Raw genomic sequence first — 16,535 nt, forward strand, 5'->3', positions numbered from 1 at the left:
TTCTGCGCACCTTCAACGCCGGCATCGGCCTGGCGCTGGTGGTGGCCCCCGAGGCGGCCGCGCCGCTGCAGGCGCAGCTCGAGGCGGCGGGCGAAACCGTCTTCCGCATCGGCGAGATCGAACCCGGCGAAAGCATAAGCTATACCGGGGCGTTGGCGTGACACGGCGGGTGGCGATCCTGATTTCTGGCGGTGGCTCGAACATGGTGGCGCTGGTGCGCTCGATGACGGGCGATCATCCGGCGCGCCCGGTTCTGGTCTTGTCCAACGACCCGGCGGCGGGCGGGCTGGAAAAGGCCCGTGACATGGGGGTTGAGGTCGCGGCGGTCGATCACCGTGCCTTCGGGCGCGACCGCGCGGCGTTCGAGGCGGCGCTGTTGCAGCCGCTGCTCGAAGCCGCGCCCGATATTGTCTGCCTAGCGGGGTTCATGCGCATCCTCTCCCCCGATTTCGTGGCGCGTTTCGAGGGGCGGATGCTCAATATCCACCCGTCTCTATTGCCGCTTTACAAAGGGCTCGACACCCATGCGCGGGCCATCGCCGCGGGCGACAAGCAGGCCGGCTGCACCGTGCATGAGGTGACGGCCGCGCTTGATGACGGGCCGATCCTGGGGCAGGCGCGTGTGCCTGTCCTGCCCGGCGATACGCCCGAGACATTGGCGGCACGGGTGCTGCCGATGGAGCACCGGCTTTACCCGGCGGTGCTGGAGCGTTTCGCGCGGGGCGACCGCACGCCGATCTATCTGGAATGATTCCTTGCCCGGCGTCCGCCGGGCCACGGCAACCGTGCGCCGAAAACGCCGCCGGCAAGCCGCGAGGCGGCGTCACCCGCCGCCGGCAACCCCGGTGCCGATCGGGCAGCTTACCCCGGTGCCGCCGATCCCGCAGTAGCCGCCCGGGTTCTTCGCGAGGTATTGCTGGTGGTAATCCTCGGCGTAATAGAAAGCCGGTGCGCGGGTGATCTCGGTGGTGATCACACCCAGGCCCGCGGCGTGCAGCCGTTCGGCGTAAGCCGCGCGGCTGGCCTCGGCGGCGGCGCGCTGGCCGTCATTGAACCAGTAAACGCCCGAGCGATATTGCGTTCCCAGATCGTTGCCCTGCCGCATCCCCTGGGTGGGGTCGTGGCCTTCCCAGAAGACACGCAGCAGGTCGTCATAAGAGATATGCGCAGGGTCGAAGATCAGCCGCACCACCTCGTTATGGCCGGTTCGGCCCGTGCAAACCTCTTCATAGGTGGGGTTCGGGGTGTAGCCCCCCGCATAGCCTGCGGCGGTCATCCATACACCGGGCAGCTTCCAGAACATCCGCTCCACTCCCCAGAAACAGCCCATGCCGAAAATCGCTTCCTCCATGCCTTCGGGCACGGGGGCTTTCAACGGGCGTCCGGTGATGAAATGCGTCTCGGCGGTGGGAATGGGGGCCTCGCGGCCCGCAAGCGCGGCTTCGGGGTGTATCATTTCGGTCTTCTTCGAGGTGGTGAAAAACATCGGGGCCTCCCTGGCTACTGGTCTGCAATCTAGCAGCCTGCGCCTGCGGGGCCAGTGGGCTGCGATGCGAAAGGCCCCGCCGGGGGTGTCCCGGCGGGGCCTTGGATGATCTGCCTTGCAGTTCAGGAGGCCGTTTTGCGGCCTCCTGACCCGATCAGCCCTTTTCGTTGCTTTTCAGGGCCGCGCCGAGAATGTCACCCAGCGAAGCGCCCGAGTCGGAAGAGCCATACTGCTGCACGGCTTCTTTCTCTTCGGCGATCTCGCGTGCCTTGATCGACAGGCCGAGACGGCGGGTCTTGGCATCGACATTGGTGACGCGGGCATCGACCTTGTCGCCGACCTGGAAGCGCTCGGGCCGCTGCTCGGACCGGTCGCGCGACAGATCGGAACGGCGGATGAAGGACTTCATGCCGTTGTATTCGACTTCGATGCCGCCATCCTCGATCGCGGTGACGGTGCAGGTCACGACCGAGCCGCGCTTCACGCCATCGACAGCATCGGAGAAGCTGTCATTCTCGAGCGCCTTGACCGAGAGCGAGATGCGCTCTTTCTCGACATCGACTTCGGTGACGACAGCCTTGACCACATCGCCCTTGCGATAGTCCTGGATCGCTTCTTCGCCGCGCTGGTCCCAGCTCAGATCGGAGAGGTGGACCATCCCGTCGATATCGCCCTCCAGCCCCACGAACAGGCCGAACTCGGTGATGTTCTTGACCTCGCCCTCGATCTGGGTGCCGGTCGGGTGAGTCTCGGCAAAGACTTCCCAGGGATTGCGCTGGGTCTGCTTCAGGCCGAGGCTGACGCGGCGTTTGGCCAGATCGACGTCGAGCACCATGACTTCGACTTCCTGGCTGGTCGAGACGATCTTGCCGGGGTGGATGTTCTTCTTGGTCCAGCTCATTTCCGAGACATGCACCAGACCTTCCACGCCGGGTTCCAGCTCCACGAAGGCGCCGTAATCGGTGATGTTGGTCACGCGTCCCTTGTGGACCGAGCCGAGCGCATACTTGTCGGCCACCGAATCCCACGGGTCGGCCTGGAGCTGCTTGATGCCCAGGCTGATGCGGTGGGTTTCCTTGTTGACCTTGATGATCTGCACCTTGATCGTCTCGCCGATCGACAGGATCTCGGAGGGGTGGTTGACCCGGCGCCAGGCCATGTCGGTGACGTGCAGAAGCCCGTCAACACCACCCAGATCGACGAATGCGCCGTATTCGGTGATGTTCTTGACCACACCATCGACCACATCGCCCTCGGCCAGTTTCGCGATGACCTCGGCGCGCTGCTCGGCGCGGGACTCTTCCAGGATAGCGCGGCGCGAGACGACGATATTGCCGCGGCGGCGATCCATCTTGAGTATCTGGAAGGGCTGCTTGAGGCCCATCAGCGGGCCGGCATCGCGCACCGGGCGCACATCGACCTGGCTGCCGGGCAGGAAGGCCACGGCACCGCCCAGATCGACGGTGAAGCCACCCTTGACGCGGCCGAAGATGGCGCCTTCGACGCGCTCTTCATCGGCATAAGCTTTTTCCAGACGGTCCCAGGCGGCCTCGCGGCGGGCCTTGTCGCGGCTGATGACGGCTTCGCCGCGGGCGTTCTCGACCCGGTCGAGATAGACCTCGACCTCATCGCCGACCGAAATGTCGGGGGCTTCGCCGGGGTTGGCAAATTCCTTCAGGTCGACGCGGCCTTCCATCTTGTAGCCCACGTCGATGATGGCCTGGCCTGCCTCGATGGCAAGAACGCGGCCCTTGACGACACTGCCTTCGTCCGGGGTGTCGATTTCGAGGCTTTCGTTCAGGAGGGCCTCGAACTCCTCCATGGTTGCTTTAGCACACATGCGTGTTTCAGTTCCTTTACAGTCGATTTTCCGGCCTGACGGTTGGCTCCGCCGGTCTTTCAGATTGTGTCACAAGGCACCCCCAATGATGGCGGTGAGCCAAAACGAAAACGGGCCTGAGAAAATTCCCGGCCCTGCCCGATCCGTCCGCTTGGGTCTGACGCCCTTTGACTGGCGTGCCTATACCGCGCCCGTGCCCGCGACGCAAGCGCCAAGCTGCGGGGACCGCAAGGTGATTCGGCCAGATCGAATGTCAAGGATTGTTTCGCTACTTTGCGTTGCGGCGCATTTTAGTAGCACAATCCAAAGAGGTATATAGTCTTGGGAATGCGTAACGGACCCGTAAAAATGGGGCGAAAATGAGGCGTCAGTCGCTGAATTTCGGTTGATTGCGGCAGAAATATGGTAAAATGAGGCCGTTCGGGTGGCCCATGCCTTGGTTTGAAGGGCTGCCCCACCTGCCACCGGTCGCGGCCAATTTCTGTGGGCGCGGCGATCCTTTGACTTTTGGGAAACCGAAAGCCGCTCGGGTGCCTGCACCCGACTGACTGTTGTTGCGGCCGGATTAACGCGGCCGCAGCGGTTGAACTGTTTCGAAAGCAATACCAATAGCCCGGATCATCCATCCGGGAGCGGATGGCGGCTGTCTGCTCGGCCGCTTGCAAGGAGTTAACGAGATGAGCACCAAGACATTCATGTATGAAGGCGGAAGCCTCGAAGATGGCACCTATTACAAGTTCGAGGTGGAGCTGTTCGTTGAGGACGGGGTCGTCCAGGCGAAGGTCACTGTCCATGCGGGTGAGGGCAATTTCAACGCTTTCTACCATAGCGATGGTGAGAACGATACGAATAACGGGACGTTCGAGAACTTCGACGCCAAGAAGGACAAATCGCTGAACATGAACGGCGAGGGTTCGAAATTCGACGGCGAACCCGTCGAGTGGGACGGCGGCGTGAAGCTGTCCAACCCCGGCCTGGGCAAGACCCCGCCCGACACCTATCTGGTGGCAAGCGGTGATCCGGACAAACCCACGACCGCGACCTTCCCGCTCGATGGATTTCCGACCGACCTCGATGATATCGAACTACTTGGCATCCGCGTCACCAGCACCAATGCGCCAGGCGGTTCGCTGAAGCTGGTTGGCGATGAGTATACACCGCCGGAAGAGCCGACCGATCACTTCCCGGACCTCGATAGGGACATTTCATATGTGCTGTTCTATTTTGACGGCGAGGGCGTCAAGGACCTAGATACGAGCCCGGTAGAGAAAGATAAAGGAGAGATCAGCAGCCAAGGTGATGGATACATTACAATCAAGATCAATATTCCAGACGAGTTCGAGGGTAACGATTGCGTCAACAACCTTGATACTTGGTATAAGAACGCGCTCGGCACCATCTATGATACTTACCCTGCTCTGGAGGATGCAACGCTTCTGGGGGTTGAGATCAAGGGAGGGAAAAACCTCTTTGAGGATTCGAATCTCTATGATCAGGACTTCGTTTTCGACAACCCGAACTCCAAGAGTAGCGCGTTTTTCGAACTCGATAATGACCCCGGTAATGAGCCGTTTCCTTCCGGAGAGCCAATTTCCGATAAGGATATCGACTACACCCTTAATTTCGATGAGGCATGGATCCCCGATACATGCGACGAGTTCGCTTTCGTTTAAATCAGCGTTAAGTAAAAGCCGCTACATGAGCTAAGCTAAGTTGCGGCCGCCCCTCGGGGCGGCCGTTTCATTCCCGGCCCGCCACGGCGCGGCGCACGAGTTCCACCGCCTGCGCCACGGCTTCCTCGATGCTCAGCTTCGAGGTGTCCAGCGTGACGGCGTCTTCGGCGGGGCGCAGCGGTGCGGTGCTGCGCTGGCTGTCGCGTTCGTCGCGCGCGCGCAGTTCCGCCAGCACGTCAGCCTCCCGCAGGTCCGGCTCGGCCGCGCGCAGCTCCAGCCAGCGGCGGTGGGCGCGCACCTCGGCGCTGGCGGTGACGAACAGCTTCACGTCCGCATCGGGGCAGATCACCGTGCCGATGTCGCGGCCATCGAGCACCGCGCCGCCCGCCCGCGCGGCAAAGGCGCGCTGGAAATCCACCAAGGCCGCGCGCACCTCGGGCAGGGCGGCAACCTCGCTGGCCGCGCGCCCGGCGGCGGCGCTGCGCAGATCGCTGCGCGCCAGATCCGCTTCGCTCAGCGTTTGCGCGGCTTCAAGCGGTTCCATGCCTTCGGCCACGCGCGCGCCGACCGCGCGGTAAAGCAACCCGGTATCCAGATGCGCCAGCCCGAAATGTGCCGCCACCGCGCGGCTGATCGTGCCCTTGCCGGCGGCGGCCGGCCCGTCGATGGCGATGGTCAGTTTCATGGGCGCCCCCTTGCTGGCCGCGCTCAGTCCGCGCGCTCGATCAAAGCGCCAAGCCCCTGCATCAGCGCGCCGAAGGTGGGAAAGGAGGTGTCGATGGGGCTGGCATCATCCACCGTGATTGGCGCGCGCGCGGCCAGCCCGAGGCACAGAAAGCTCATGGCGATGCGGTGGTCCAGATGGCTTTGCACCGTCGCCCCCCCCGGCACGCCGCCCGCTCCTGTGCCATGCACGGTGAGGCTGTCTTCGGTTTCTTCGATGCGGATGCCGCAAGCCTCCAGCCCGCGCGCCATTGCGGCGATGCGGTCGCTTTCCTTCACGCGCAGTTCGCGCACCCCGCGCATCACGGTCGCGCCCTCGGCGGTGGCGGCCAGCGCGGCCAGGACCGGGTATTCGTCGATCATGCTGGCGGCACGCTCGGGCGGCACCTCGACCCCCTTGAGCGGGCCATGCGCCACGCGCAGGTCGGCCACGGGCTCGCCGCCTTCCTCGCGCGGGTTGTCGAAGGCGATTTCGGCGCCCATCTCGACCAGCGTGGCGAACAGCCCGTTGCGGGTGGGGTTCTGGCTGACGCCAGGCACGGTGATTTCCGAGCCCTCGATCATGAGTGCTGCGCAGACGGGAAAAGCCGCCGAACTCGGGTCGCGCGGGACGGCGACGTCCTGCGCCACCAGTTCGGGCTGGCCGGTCAGGGTGATGGTGCGCTCCTCCGCGCCGTCCTCGACGGTGATCTGCGCGCCGAAGCCTGCAAGCATCCGTTCGGTATGGTCGCGCGTAGCCTCGCGTTCGATCACGACGGTCTGGCCGGGTGCGTTCAACCCCGCCAGCAACACCGCCGATTTCACCTGCGCTGAAGGCATCGGCGTGGCATAGCGCACCGGCACCGGATCGGCCGCGCCCACCAGCGTGAGCGGCAGCCGCCCGCCCGCGCGCCCCACCGCCTGCGCACCGAAAAGCGCCAGCGGATCGGTCACGCGCCCCATCGGCCGTTTGTTGAGGCTGGCATCGCCGGTAAAGGTGGCGGTGATGCCGGTGGTGGCCATCGCGCCCATGATCAGCCGCACCCCAGTGCCGGAATTGCCGCAATCGATCACTTGGCTGGGTTCGGCGAACCCGCCTACGCCGACGCCATGCACCGACCATGCGCCGGGGCCGTGATGCGTGACCTCAGCGCCGAAGGCGCGCATCGCTTCCGCGGTGTCGAGCACATCCTGTCCTTCCAGCAGCCCGGTGATGCGGGTCTCGCCCACCGAGAGCGCCCCGAGGATCAGCGCGCGGTGGCTGATCGACTTGTCACCCGGCACCTCGGCCGCGCCGCGCAGCGGCCCCGAGCGGCGGGCGGTCATCGAAAAGGGCTGGCCATGAGCGGACATGCGCGGATTCTCCCCAGTCAGGTGGTTGCCGGCAGGCTTATCCAAAGCGCCGGGTCCGGTCTACCGGGTTTTCGGAATGGTCTGCGCGCGCGAACAATGCTGCACCTGCATTGCACTGGGCGCAAGGCGGGGTTTCGCCTTTAGGGGGAAGTCAGAACAGGGGGCCTTCCTATATGAAGATCAGCAACAGCAAAGGGCATGAGCCTGCCCCGCGCACAGGTCAGACACATGAGGAAAACGATCATGGCAAGCATTCATATCCACACCCCCGCCGGCAATGGCATCCTTGGCAGCATCGCCCAGGCTTTCGCGGCGACGGTCCGTTTCGTGACGGGCGTTGCGGAAACCTTCAGCGAAGCCCGCGAAATGGAATACCTGATGTCGCTCAGCGATGCGGAACTGGCCGAACGCGGCCTGACCCGCAACGATATCCCGGGCCATGTGTTCGGGCGCGGTAAGTAACCGCAAACGCGCTTGATTGCGCGGCGCTGACGCTCAGCGCCGTGCGTTGCGTGCGATTACCCGCACCCCTTCGCTGATCCGGTCGCCGGGATAGGCGATGACCTGGTCGCCCGCCGTCAGCCCTGAAAGTATCTCGACATCGCTCTGGGTGCGCAACCCGGTCTCGACGCGGGCCAGCAATGCGCGGTCGTCCTCCACCCGGAACACGGCCCAGTCATCGCCGTCGCGAAACAGCGCGCTGACCGGAATCTGAAGCGTATCTTCCGCCTCTTCCACGACGATTCGCGCAAAGATGCGGAAGGCATCGCCCAGGCCCCGGCGGGTTTCGGGCGGGTCGGTGAAATCGAGATAGACGCGCACCCGCTGTTCCTCGATCCCCAGCGCAGAGATACGGGTGAACCCCTGCGGATCGATCCGGCGCAGCCGCGCGTTCAGCGCCCCGTCGCGGCCCCAGCGCTCGATCAGGGCGGGCGCGCCGGGCGCAAGGCGCACCGCGTCGGAAGACAGCAGGTCCACCTCGATCTCCAGATCGCGCAGATCGCCGATGGTCAGCAGCCGCTCCCCGGCCTGCACCAGCCGCGCGCTGGTCTCGGATACGGCCAGCACGGTGCCCGACAGCGGCGCGGGGATGTCGATGCAGCAGGAGCCGGGTTCTGCTTCGGGCGCGGGGGCGGAAGGCCCCATCAGATGCGCCTCGGTGCGGGCCAGCGTGGCGCGGCGCATTTCCAGCTCGGATTCGGCGGCCGCCAGTGCTGCCCGCTGGGATTCCACCTGCTGCTGGGTGTCTTCCAGGGCCCGCTGTGGGATCGCCCCGCGCGCGGCCAGTTCGCGATTACGGGCGAGCTGGCTTTCGGCATAGGCCAGATCGGCCTGGGCGCGCAGCAGATTGGCCTGCGCCAGGCGCACGGCGGCCTGGGCCTCGGTTACGGCGGCTTCGGCCTCGGCGCGGGCGCGGGCGTCCAGAAAGGCAGGTTCGGCGGGCTGGATCGTGGCCACCACCGTGGTGTCGCGCAAGACCGTGTCGCCCACCTGCACGGGTGATCGGCTGGCCGTGCCGGTGATCGGCGCGGTGACATGAAACGGGTTGCGCACACGGGTCACGCCCTCGGCTGCGACGGTGACGCGGAGCGGGCCGCTGCGAGCCTCGACCATATCCACAGCGACCGGCTCGGGCCAGAAAGCCCATACCAGCCCGCCAAGCCCCGCCGCGGCAAGCATCGTTATGCCAAGAATGCGCGCCTTCGACATTGGCTTACTCCTTCTGTTTCAGCGCCGAAACCAGTTCGACCCGGTCGAGCCGCCGCCGCACCAGCAGCACCGAGCCCAAGGCCGACACGAACACCACGAGCGCCGCCCAGGCGTAGGTCTGCTTCGAGACGACAAGCGGGATGTTCACGATCTCCGAGGAAAGCCCCGCCGACGTCATCGCAGCGAAGCCATAGCCCGCCAGCCAGCCCAGCGGCAGACCGGCCAGCGTAAGCAACATGATCTCGCCCACCAGCACATAAGACACCTCGCCGCGCGAAAAACCCAGCACCCGCAGGCTGGCCAGTTCATGCGCACGTTCAGAAAGCTGGATGCGGGCCGCGTTGTAAACCACGCCCACGGCAATCAGGACGCCAAGCATTGTGTAGATGAAGATCATGGTGAACAGGGTTTCGTCCACCATTTCCTGATACTGCACGCGCACCTCGCTCCAGAGTGCCACGCCGCTGATCGCGGGGGTGGCCTTGATCTGCGCGTAAAGGGCGGGCAGGGCGGCTTCGTCTACCAACAGGTTCAACTGGTTGACGCGCGGCGCGACGCGCAGCAGCTCGAACAGCGCCGTGTCGCGCATGTAGGCGGCTTCGCCCAGGCTTTGCCGGGCGACTTGCGCTACCGGCACCGCATGGGTTTCACGGTGTCCGCCCAGAAACTCCACGGCCAGCACATCGCCTGCCTGCACGCCCAGGTCATCGGCGAGAAGCTCGGGCAGGATCAGTCCGGAGGGCGAGACAGGCACCGGCCGGCTGTCGCGGTCGAGCAGGCGCACAAGCTCGGCGTCGTCGGGCCGGGCCTGAAGGCTTTGCAGGCTTTCGCGCGGCCCGTTGATCAGGCGCACCTGCACGGCATAGCCGCCCTCGACGCGCAGCACACCGGGCAGGTTCGTGGCATCCTCGACCGCCGCGAGTGTTTGCTCGCGCGTCAGGTTGAGCGTCATCTGCTGGCGGTTCGACTGGGTGAACATCTCGTCCATCATCACGTCGAACGCGTCGAAAAAGAAAAACGACCCCACCAGCACCGCCACCGAGGTGGCCACCCCCAGGAATGTCACCGCCGCGCGTCCCGGCCAGCGGGTTATCGAACGCAGGATCATCATTGTGGTCTGGCGCAGCCGCAGCCATGTGCCCAGGTGATCCACCAGCCCGCGCGAGAACTTCGGCGGCTCTGGCGGCGACATGGCCACTGCCGGGCGCAGCCGCACCGTGCCCCGCACGGCCCGCATCGCCCCCACCACCACTGTCGCGACGGCCAGCACGCCCGAGATTGCAAACGCCGCTGTCGAGGGCGCGCTGACCAGATAGGGAAAATGGAAGAATTCGGCGTAAAGCTCGGTCATGCCGTCGGAGATCCAGATGCCCGCGGCCCAGCCGATCAGCACGCCCAGCACACCGATCACCGCTGCCATCTTCAGATAATGCGCCGAAATCTCGCGCGTGCGGTAGCCCACGGCCTTCATCAGCCCGATCTGCTGGCGCTCCAACGCGATCAGCCGGCCCATGACCATGTTGACCAGAAAGGCCGACACGACGAAGAAGATCGGCGGCATGATCCACGCCAGCGCCTCAAGCTGCTCCAGCTCGTGCTTGAGAAAATTGTGCGACATCTGCCGGTCACGGTCATGCGCGCCGGTGCCGCCGTAAGGGTCGAGCATGTCATCGAGCGCGGCAATCACCGGCGCGGCGTCGGCGCCGGGGGTAAGCCGCAGCGAGATGTCGTTGAAGGCGCCGTCCAGGTCGAAGGCCGCCGCAGCCGCCGTGTGGCTCATCCAGAACACGCCGAAGCGCCGGTTGTCCGGAAACAGCGAGGCTGGCCCGATAGTGTAGATGTATTCGGGCGACAGCACGATGCCCGCCACCTGCAATTCGCGCATCTGTCCGTTCATGACGGCACGGAAACTGTCTCCGGGGCGCAGCCCGTGGGCCTCGGCGAAAGGCTGGGCAACGGCAACCTCGTCGGCGCTCAGCGGGTCGGGTAGCCGGCCCGTGCGCAGCAACGGGATGTTGAGCACAAGCGCGCCATCGGGCGGCAGCGATATTACCCGGCCCATGCCCGGCTCCACCATCCCGGGCATGTCGAGCACGACATAGTCGGCAATGCGCGGCTCCACCTGGGCGACACCGGGCAGCCGTGCGATTTCTCTGACGATCGGGTCGGGCACCCGTGTGGCCCCGGCGAAGATATCGGCGAAGCGGTTGCGCTCGTAATAGGCGTCGCGCGTTTCGGTGAGATTCTGAAGCGTTCCGAAGGACAGGATCAGCACCGCCACCCCGCAGGCCAGCACCATGGCGATGGCCAGGCTTTGCGCCCAGATGCGGCGCATGTCGCGCCACAGCTTGCGGTCGAGTGCGCGCAGGGTCAGCATGGCATTACCAGCTTACGTCTGCAGGCGGCACGCGTGCGTCGTTCTCGGTGACTTCGGCCACCTGCCCGTCGGCCAGCACGATCACCCGGTGGGCAATCTTGCGGATACCCACGTTATGGGTAATCAGCGCGGTCGCGGTTCCCAACTCGTCATTGATCGACACCAGCGCTTCCAGCACCTTCACCCCGGTCTTGCTGTCAAGCGCGCCGGTAGGCTCGTCGCACAGCAGCACCTCGGGCCGCTTGGCGATGGCGCGGGCGATGGCCACGCGCTGTTGCTCGCCGCCGGAAAGTTCGGCGGGAAAGTGATCCATCCGGTCGGGCAGGCCCGCACGTTCCAGCGCCTCTTCCGGGCGCATCGGGTTTCGGGCGATCTCGGTCACAAGCGCGACATTCTCGCGTGCGGTTAGCGAAGGCACCAGATTGTAGAACTGAAAGACAAAGCCCACATGGTCGCGCCGGAAGGCAGTCAGCGCGGCATCGGACAGCCTTGTCAACTCGCGATCGCGGAAGAACACGCGCCCATCGGTGGGGGTATCGAGCGCGCCCAGGATGTTGAGCAAGGTGGACTTGCCCGAGCCTGAGGCGCCCAGCATCACCACCATCTCGCCCTCGTAAAGCGCCAGATCGACGCCGCGCAACGCGTGAACGGCGGCCGGGCCGGTGCCATAGACCTTGGTAATGCCTTCGGTGCGGAAAACCGCCTTGCGTTCCATCAATGTCTCCGCGGCCTGAAACGGGCTGGCCGGCTGCTCTGGCCTTGCAAATTTCGAATCCCGAACACGCAGAGAAAGTGTCGGGCCGGGCATGTTGCAATGCAAGGCTTTCCTGCTGCTGGGGGAGCCGCTGCAAAGGCGGCCCGTCAAGCCCGAGTCTTGACTTGGGGCAGCCGATGGGGAAGAGCTTGTCTCGCGCATGACGGCAAGAAAGGGACCACAGCCATGAACCGCCCCGCGACGCTTTCGCAAGCCCTGCTCGGAATACCCAGCCTTCAACGCCAGATTGCCCTGGTGGTGTTCGGCAGCCTGCTGGTGGCCATGTCGGCCCAGATCTCCGTGCCGATGTTTCCGGTGCCGATGACGCTGCAGACGCTGGCCATTTCGCTGATCGGGCTGACCTATGGCGCGCGGCTCGCGGCGGTGACGCTGGCGGCCTACCTGGCGCAAGGGGCCATCGGGCTGCCCTTCTTTGCCGGCGGTGCGGCGGGGCTGCCTTACATGATGGGGCCGACCGGCGGCTTCCTGATCGGTTTTGTCGCGATGGCCTGGCTGACCGGCTGGCTGGTCGAGCGCGGGTTGGATCGTGGCTTCCTGCGGCTTTTTGTGGCGGCCTTCGTGCCGGCGCTGCTGCTTTTCGTGCCCGGCGTGCTGTGGCTATGGGCGATCACGCCGCTGTCGCTTGAGGGGGCTTTCATCGCCGGCGCGCTGCCCTTCCAGCTTGGCGGTGTGGTGAAATCGGCTGTTGCCGCGCTGATCGTGGCGGGCGGCTGGCAAGCATTGCGCCGTCATCAGGGCTGATCGCGAGCAACCTGACCGAATTTCGTGCGAGGCGCCGCTCCTGGCCGGGGGCGGCGCCTTTGCCTTGACCCGGCCCGCCTTGCGGCCTATCGCGGCGTCGACACCGTAGCGAGGCCCAAGCCCATGACCACCTTTTCCGCACTGACCTCTCTGGCCGGGCAGGAACCCGCCGAGGCCCTGGCCGAAGCGCTCGAGCAGCTGGACCCCCCGCCCAGCGGCGTCGGTGTGTTCGAGATCGAGGATGGCTCGGGCCTGTGGGAAGTGGGCGGCTATTTCGATGCGGCCCCCGACCCGGCGGCGCTGGCCCTGCTGGCGGTGGTGCACGGGGCGCAGGATTTCTCGGTCTCGGAACTGCCCGAGATCGACTGGGTCGCCAAGGTCAAGCGCGAGCTGGTGCCGGTCGAGGCGGGGCGCTTTTTCGTCTATGGCAGCCATGACGCCGACCGGGTGCCCGAGGGGCGCGTGGCGCTGTTGATCGAGGCCGCAATGGCCTTCGGCACCGGCCATCACGGCACCACGCTGGGATGCCTGCGCGCGCTGGACCGGATGGTGTCGGCAGGGCAGGTGCGGCACCGCGTGGCCGATATCGGCTGCGGAACGGCAGTGCTGGCGATGGCCGCGGCCAGCGTCTGGCCCGAGCCGGTGCTGGCCAGCGACATCGATGCGGTCGCGGTGGAAGTGGCCGAGGCCAATGTCGCCGCCAACGGGTTGCAGGGCCGGGTGCGCTGTATCGAGGCCACGGGCTTCGACCACCCCGAACTGGCGCAGGCCGCGCCTTTCGATCTGGTCTTCGCCAATATCCTGAAGGGGCCGCTGATCGACCTGGCCCCGGCCATGGGCGCGCATGTCGCGCCCGACGGCCAGGCGATCCTGTCGGGATTGCTGACCACCCAGGCCGATGACGTGATCGCCGCCTATGCGGCCGCCGGTTTCGACGTGGCCGAGCGCGAGGATATCGGCGATTGGGCAACGTTGGTGCTGACCCGCCGCAAGGGGTGAGCAGATGGCTGCACAATGTTCCGCAGCCCGGGCTTGCGGTCGGAAAGCCGGGCAGGTTTTCGACCGTGGCGCGGACGGGTTACCGGCAAAACGGCGCGCGACGACAGGACGGGCGAATGAATCGAGGCCGCCCGGCAATTGCCGGGGCGGCCCCGATGCGGTTCGGTGAGTGGTGACTCGCGGGCGTGTCCGCGCTCAGCGCAGAGTGTTGACCACCCGGTCGATATCGCCGCGGGAAAGCCCGATATCCTCAAGTTCGTGGTCGCTCAGGCGCGACAACTCGCGCCGCGTCAGGCGGCGGTTGTGCCAGGTGCCGAGCGCGGCCAGCGTGCCGCCGACCGACAGCCCCGCAAAACCGCCGAAAAGCCCGGTCGTTGCCGGGCGATCAGTGCTGAAATCTGCCATTTCACATTCTCCGGAAGAAGCGGGTCTTGCAGGCCCGACATGTTTCTGACCGGCAGCTAGGCTTTCGGAGAACCGGCCACAAGAGACGGTTTTGCAAGGCACATCTGCGCGGAATGCATGGCGGGCGGATCTTGTCCGCCGGGGCGTTCATATGGTGCGGGTGGCGGGACTCGAACCCGCACGCCGGTTAGGCAAAGGTTTTTGAGACCTTCGTGTCTACCATTCCACCACACCCGCGGCGGCTTCGGCCCAAGGTATTGGCACAGACCGGCGGCAGCCTCAAGCGGCAAGCGCGCGCCCGGCACCCGGAACGGGGGCGATTTTTTTGCCATGGGGCCTGTCAATCCGGGCCGATATGGTTATCTTTTCGCTCAGGCGCGGCAAGGCCGAGGGAGACGGGAACATGGCAAAGAAACAGGCAAAGCTGGCGCAGCTCGACCCGGTCTGGACGCGCATTCGCGAAGAGGCGGAACGCGCCGTGCAGGACGAACCGCTTCTGGGCGGGGTGATCCATTCCTCGGTGCTGCACCACCCGTCGCTGGAGCGTGCGCTGGCCTACCGCTTTTCGCTCAAGCTGGCCTCGCCCGAGATGAGCGAGCAGATCCTGCGCGAGATCGTCGACGAGGCCTATGGCGCCGACCCCTGGCTGGGCGAGGCCGCGCGCGCTGATCTGGTGGCCGTGTACGAGCGCGACCCGGCCTGCAACCGCTTCATCAAGCCGCTTCTGTATTTTAAGGGGTTCCAGGCGCTGCAGGCCTACCGGATCAGCCATTGGCTGTGCCAGCAGGGTCGGGCCGATTTCGCCTCGTTCATCCAGATGCGGGTATCGGAAGCCTTCGGTGTCGATATCCACCCCGGCGCGCGGGTGGGCAAGGGCATCATGATCGACCACGCCCATTCCATCGTGATCGGTGAAACCGCGGTGGTGGGCGACAATGTCTCGATGCTGCATTCAGTCACGCTGGGCGGCACCGGCAAGGAAGACGGCGACCGCCACCCCAAGATCGGCGACGGTGTCATGATCGGCGCCGGTGCCAAGGTGCTGGGGAACATCCGCATCGGCAACTGCTCGCGCATAGCGGCCGGGTCGGTCGTGCTGGAGGATGTGCCGGCAAAGACCACCGTCGCCGGAGTGCCCGCGCGGATCGTGGGCGAAGCCGGATGCGCGCAGCCTTCGCAGACCATGGACCAGATCCTGCGCGGTGAGATCTGAGAGCCCCGGCGGGCGTTGCCGGGCGAACAGAAGCCCGGCCACATGAAAAAGGGGGCAGAGGTTGCCCCCTGCCCCGCAGCCAATCCCGCGGCGTGAAGCTCAGGCCAGCATGGCCATCGGGTTTTCCAGGTTCTCGACAATCGCCTTGAGCAGATCGGCCCCCAACGCGCCGTCGATCACCCGGTGATCGACCGACAGGGTCATCGACATGACCGTCGCGACCTCGACGTTGTTGTCCTTGCCTATGATCGGCTTTTTCACCCCGGCCCCGACCGCGAGGATCGCGCCATGGGGCGGGTTGATGACCGCGTCGAAATTGTCGATCCCGAACATGCCGAGGTTCGAGATCGCAAAGCTGCCGCCCACATATTCATGCGGCGCAAGCTTGCGATTGCGGGCGCGGCCAGCCAGATCCTTCATCTCGGCGGACAGGGCCGAGAGCGTCTTGGCGTGCGCGTCCTTCAGAACGGGCGTGAACAGCCCCCCGTCGACCGCCACGGCCACCGCCACATCCGAGGGCTTGAGCCGCAGGATCCGGTCGCCCGCCCAGACGGCATTGGCATCGGGCACCGCCTGCAGCGCCAGCGCGCAGGCCTTGATGATGAAGTCATTGACCGAAAGCTTCACGCCGCGCGGTTCAAGCTGCGCGTTCAGCTCGGAACGGAACTTCAGCAGCGCGTCAAGCCGCACCTCGCGGCGCAGGTAGAAATGCGGGATGGTCTGCTTGGCCTCGGTCAGGCGCGCGGCGACGGTCTTGCGCATGCCATCCAGCTTGACCTCTTCGAACTCGCGGCCTTCATACATGCGCGCGATCTGGTCAGCCGTGGGCCCGGCGGCCGGCGCGGCAGCGGCCGGGGCTGCGGTGGGCTTCTCGACAGCAGCCTTTGCGGGCTTGGCGGCTTCCACATCCGCCTTGACGATCCGCCCATGCGGGCCGGAGCCCTTGATCTGGCTCAGGTCGAGCCCCTTGTCGGCTGCGATGCGGCGCGCCAGCGGCGAGGCGAAGATGCGGCTGCCGTCTTCCGACTTGGGGGCTGGCGGGGCCTCGGCGGCAGCGGGTTTTCCATCAGTGCCCTTGTCGGCCTTCTCCGGGGCGGACTTGTCATCATCGGCGGCCTTTTCATCCCTGGCGGGTTTGTCGCTCTTGCCGGACGCATCGCCCTTGCCGATATCCTCGGCGCTTTCGCCTTCTTCCAGCAGCACGGCGATGGGGGTGTTGACCTTGACGCCTTCGGTGCCCTCTTCGATCAGGATCTTGCCG

Annotated in this window: 16 protein-coding genes and 1 tRNA gene; 7 read left to right on the top strand and 10 right to left on the bottom strand. The window is 65.6% G+C overall.

Annotation, left to right across the window (positions count from 1 at the left end; translation table 11 throughout):
- The first annotated feature begins 2 nt into the window (after window positions 1–2).
- Together DQ229_RS15630 and purN are read left to right on the top strand one after the other, a co-directional pair.
- Window positions 3–161, top strand: a complete 159-nt coding sequence (locus DQ229_RS15630; protein ID WP_274378857.1) for an AIR synthase-related protein — start codon at window positions 3–5, stop codon at window positions 159–161.
- A complete protein-coding gene (gene purN, locus DQ229_RS15635; protein ID WP_114967203.1) occupies window positions 158–751 on the top strand; it encodes a phosphoribosylglycinamide formyltransferase in 594 nt (197 codons plus the stop codon). Before DQ229_RS15630 ends, purN begins: the two co-directional genes overlap by 4 nt.
- Window positions 752–823: 72 nt before the next feature.
- Here the strand turns inward: purN and msrA are convergent, their stop codons facing one another.
- Both msrA and rpsA read right to left on the bottom strand, forming a co-directional pair.
- Window positions 824–1,486, bottom strand: coding sequence for a peptide-methionine (S)-S-oxide reductase MsrA (gene msrA / locus DQ229_RS15640; RefSeq protein WP_114967204.1), 663 nt, complete (start codon window positions 1,484–1,486; stop codon window positions 824–826).
- Between the two features lie 154 nt (window positions 1,487–1,640).
- Window positions 1,641–3,326 (bottom strand): 30S ribosomal protein S1, encoded by a 1,686-nt coding sequence (gene rpsA / locus DQ229_RS15645; RefSeq protein ID WP_114967205.1) that lies wholly within the window; start codon window positions 3,324–3,326, stop codon window positions 1,641–1,643.
- Window positions 3,327–4,003: 677 nt separating this feature from the next.
- Between rpsA and DQ229_RS15650 the strand changes: the two genes are divergently transcribed.
- Window positions 4,004–4,999 carry a hypothetical protein gene (locus DQ229_RS15650; RefSeq protein ID WP_114967206.1) on the top strand — a complete coding sequence of 332 codons (996 nt, stop codon included), beginning with the start codon at window positions 4,004–4,006 and terminating at the stop codon, window positions 4,997–4,999.
- Window positions 5,000–5,066: 67 nt separating this feature from the next.
- Here the strand turns inward: DQ229_RS15650 and DQ229_RS15655 are convergent, their stop codons facing one another.
- Both DQ229_RS15655 and aroA read right to left on the bottom strand, forming a co-directional pair.
- Window positions 5,067–5,684 (bottom strand): (d)CMP kinase, encoded by a 618-nt coding sequence (locus tag DQ229_RS15655; RefSeq protein WP_114967207.1) that lies wholly within the window; start codon window positions 5,682–5,684, stop codon window positions 5,067–5,069.
- Window positions 5,685–5,707: 23 nt separating this feature from the next.
- Window positions 5,708–7,054 carry a 3-phosphoshikimate 1-carboxyvinyltransferase gene (gene aroA / locus DQ229_RS15660; RefSeq protein ID WP_114967208.1) on the bottom strand — a complete coding sequence of 449 codons (1,347 nt, stop codon included), beginning with the start codon at window positions 7,052–7,054 and terminating at the stop codon, window positions 5,708–5,710.
- Between the two features lie 243 nt (window positions 7,055–7,297).
- Between aroA and DQ229_RS15665 the strand changes: the two genes are divergently transcribed.
- Window positions 7,298–7,516 (top strand): DUF1127 domain-containing protein, encoded by a 219-nt coding sequence (locus DQ229_RS15665; protein ID WP_155326541.1) that lies wholly within the window; start codon window positions 7,298–7,300, stop codon window positions 7,514–7,516.
- A 33-nt stretch (window positions 7,517–7,549) separates the two neighbouring features.
- Here the strand turns inward: DQ229_RS15665 and DQ229_RS15670 are convergent, their stop codons facing one another.
- The 3 genes from DQ229_RS15670 to DQ229_RS15680 are packed head-to-tail and all read right to left on the bottom strand — an operon-like array spanning window position 7,550 to window position 11,856.
- The gene (locus DQ229_RS15670) at window positions 7,550–8,764 is read right to left on the bottom strand and encodes an efflux RND transporter periplasmic adaptor subunit (protein ID WP_114967210.1); all 1,215 of its coding nucleotides are present in this window, start codon (window positions 8,762–8,764) and stop codon (window positions 7,550–7,552) included.
- A 4-nt stretch (window positions 8,765–8,768) separates the two neighbouring features.
- Complete coding sequence (locus DQ229_RS15675) at window positions 8,769–11,141, bottom strand: ABC transporter permease (protein ID WP_238381147.1); 2,373 nt, start codon at window positions 11,139–11,141, stop codon at window positions 8,769–8,771.
- Window positions 11,142–11,145: 4 nt separating this feature from the next.
- Window positions 11,146–11,856: an ABC transporter ATP-binding protein gene (locus DQ229_RS15680; protein WP_114967211.1), complete on the bottom strand. Its 711-nt coding sequence runs from the start codon at window positions 11,854–11,856 to the stop codon at window positions 11,146–11,148.
- A gap of 225 nt (window positions 11,857–12,081) precedes the next feature.
- On the opposite strand from DQ229_RS15680, the gene DQ229_RS15685 reads away from it, so the two are divergent.
- Both DQ229_RS15685 and DQ229_RS15690 read left to right on the top strand, forming a co-directional pair.
- A complete protein-coding gene (locus DQ229_RS15685; protein ID WP_114967212.1) occupies window positions 12,082–12,657 on the top strand; it encodes a biotin transporter BioY in 576 nt (191 codons plus the stop codon).
- Window positions 12,658–12,780: 123 nt separating this feature from the next.
- Window positions 12,781–13,656, top strand: coding sequence for a 50S ribosomal protein L11 methyltransferase (locus DQ229_RS15690; protein WP_114967213.1), 876 nt, complete (start codon window positions 12,781–12,783; stop codon window positions 13,654–13,656).
- A gap of 195 nt (window positions 13,657–13,851) precedes the next feature.
- On the opposite strand, the gene DQ229_RS15695 is transcribed toward DQ229_RS15690, so the two are convergent.
- Together DQ229_RS15695 and DQ229_RS15700 are read right to left on the bottom strand one after the other, a co-directional pair.
- Window positions 13,852–14,061: a DUF1127 domain-containing protein gene (locus DQ229_RS15695; RefSeq protein ID WP_114967214.1), complete on the bottom strand. Its 210-nt coding sequence runs from the start codon at window positions 14,059–14,061 to the stop codon at window positions 13,852–13,854.
- Window positions 14,062–14,213: 152 nt separating this feature from the next.
- Window positions 14,214–14,298 (bottom strand) — tRNA-Leu (locus tag DQ229_RS15700).
- Between the two features lie 166 nt (window positions 14,299–14,464).
- Between DQ229_RS15700 and cysE the strand changes: the two genes are divergently transcribed.
- Window positions 14,465–15,274 carry a serine O-acetyltransferase gene (gene cysE, locus DQ229_RS15705; protein ID WP_114967217.1) on the top strand — a complete coding sequence of 270 codons (810 nt, stop codon included), beginning with the start codon at window positions 14,465–14,467 and terminating at the stop codon, window positions 15,272–15,274.
- Between the two features lie 99 nt (window positions 15,275–15,373).
- Here the strand turns inward: cysE and DQ229_RS15710 are convergent.
- Window positions 15,374–16,535: 2-oxo acid dehydrogenase subunit E2 (locus DQ229_RS15710; protein ID WP_114967215.1), on the bottom strand; the 1,162-nt coding region annotated here is incomplete at its 5' end.

The sequence above is a fragment of the Alkalilacustris brevis genome (genome assembly GCF_003350345.1).
GTDB lineage: Bacteria > Pseudomonadota > Alphaproteobacteria > Rhodobacterales > Rhodobacteraceae > Alkalilacustris > Alkalilacustris brevis.

What these genes read in the sequence shown, in the direction of transcription:
- msrA (WP_114967204.1), bottom strand. Translation starts at nt 1,486, where the DNA reads ATGTTTTTCACCACCTCGAAGAAGACCGAAATGATACACCCCGAAGCC.
- rpsA (WP_114967205.1), bottom strand. Translation starts at nt 3,326, where the DNA reads ATGTGTGCTAAAGCAACCATGGAGGAGTTCGAGGCCCTCCTGAACGAA.
- DQ229_RS15650 (WP_114967206.1), top strand. Translation starts at nt 4,004, where the DNA reads ATGAGCACCAAGACATTCATGTATGAAGGCGGAAGCCTCGAAGATGGC.
- DQ229_RS15655 (WP_114967207.1), bottom strand. Translation starts at nt 5,684, where the DNA reads ATGAAACTGACCATCGCCATCGACGGGCCGGCCGCCGCCGGCAAGGGC.
- aroA (WP_114967208.1), bottom strand. Translation starts at nt 7,054, where the DNA reads ATGTCCGCTCATGGCCAGCCCTTTTCGATGACCGCCCGCCGCTCGGGG.
- DQ229_RS15665 (WP_155326541.1), top strand. Translation starts at nt 7,298, where the DNA reads ATGGCAAGCATTCATATCCACACCCCCGCCGGCAATGGCATCCTTGGC.
- DQ229_RS15670 (WP_114967210.1), bottom strand. Translation starts at nt 8,764, where the DNA reads ATGTCGAAGGCGCGCATTCTTGGCATAACGATGCTTGCCGCGGCGGGG.
- DQ229_RS15675 (WP_238381147.1), bottom strand. Translation starts at nt 11,141, where the DNA reads ATGCTGACCCTGCGCGCACTCGACCGCAAGCTGTGGCGCGACATGCGC.
- DQ229_RS15680 (WP_114967211.1), bottom strand. Translation starts at nt 11,856, where the DNA reads ATGGAACGCAAGGCGGTTTTCCGCACCGAAGGCATTACCAAGGTCTAT.
- DQ229_RS15685 (WP_114967212.1), top strand. Translation starts at nt 12,082, where the DNA reads ATGAACCGCCCCGCGACGCTTTCGCAAGCCCTGCTCGGAATACCCAGC.
- DQ229_RS15690 (WP_114967213.1), top strand. Translation starts at nt 12,781, where the DNA reads ATGACCACCTTTTCCGCACTGACCTCTCTGGCCGGGCAGGAACCCGCC.
- DQ229_RS15695 (WP_114967214.1), bottom strand. Translation starts at nt 14,061, where the DNA reads ATGGCAGATTTCAGCACTGATCGCCCGGCAACGACCGGGCTTTTCGGC.
- cysE (WP_114967217.1), top strand. Translation starts at nt 14,465, where the DNA reads ATGGCAAAGAAACAGGCAAAGCTGGCGCAGCTCGACCCGGTCTGGACG.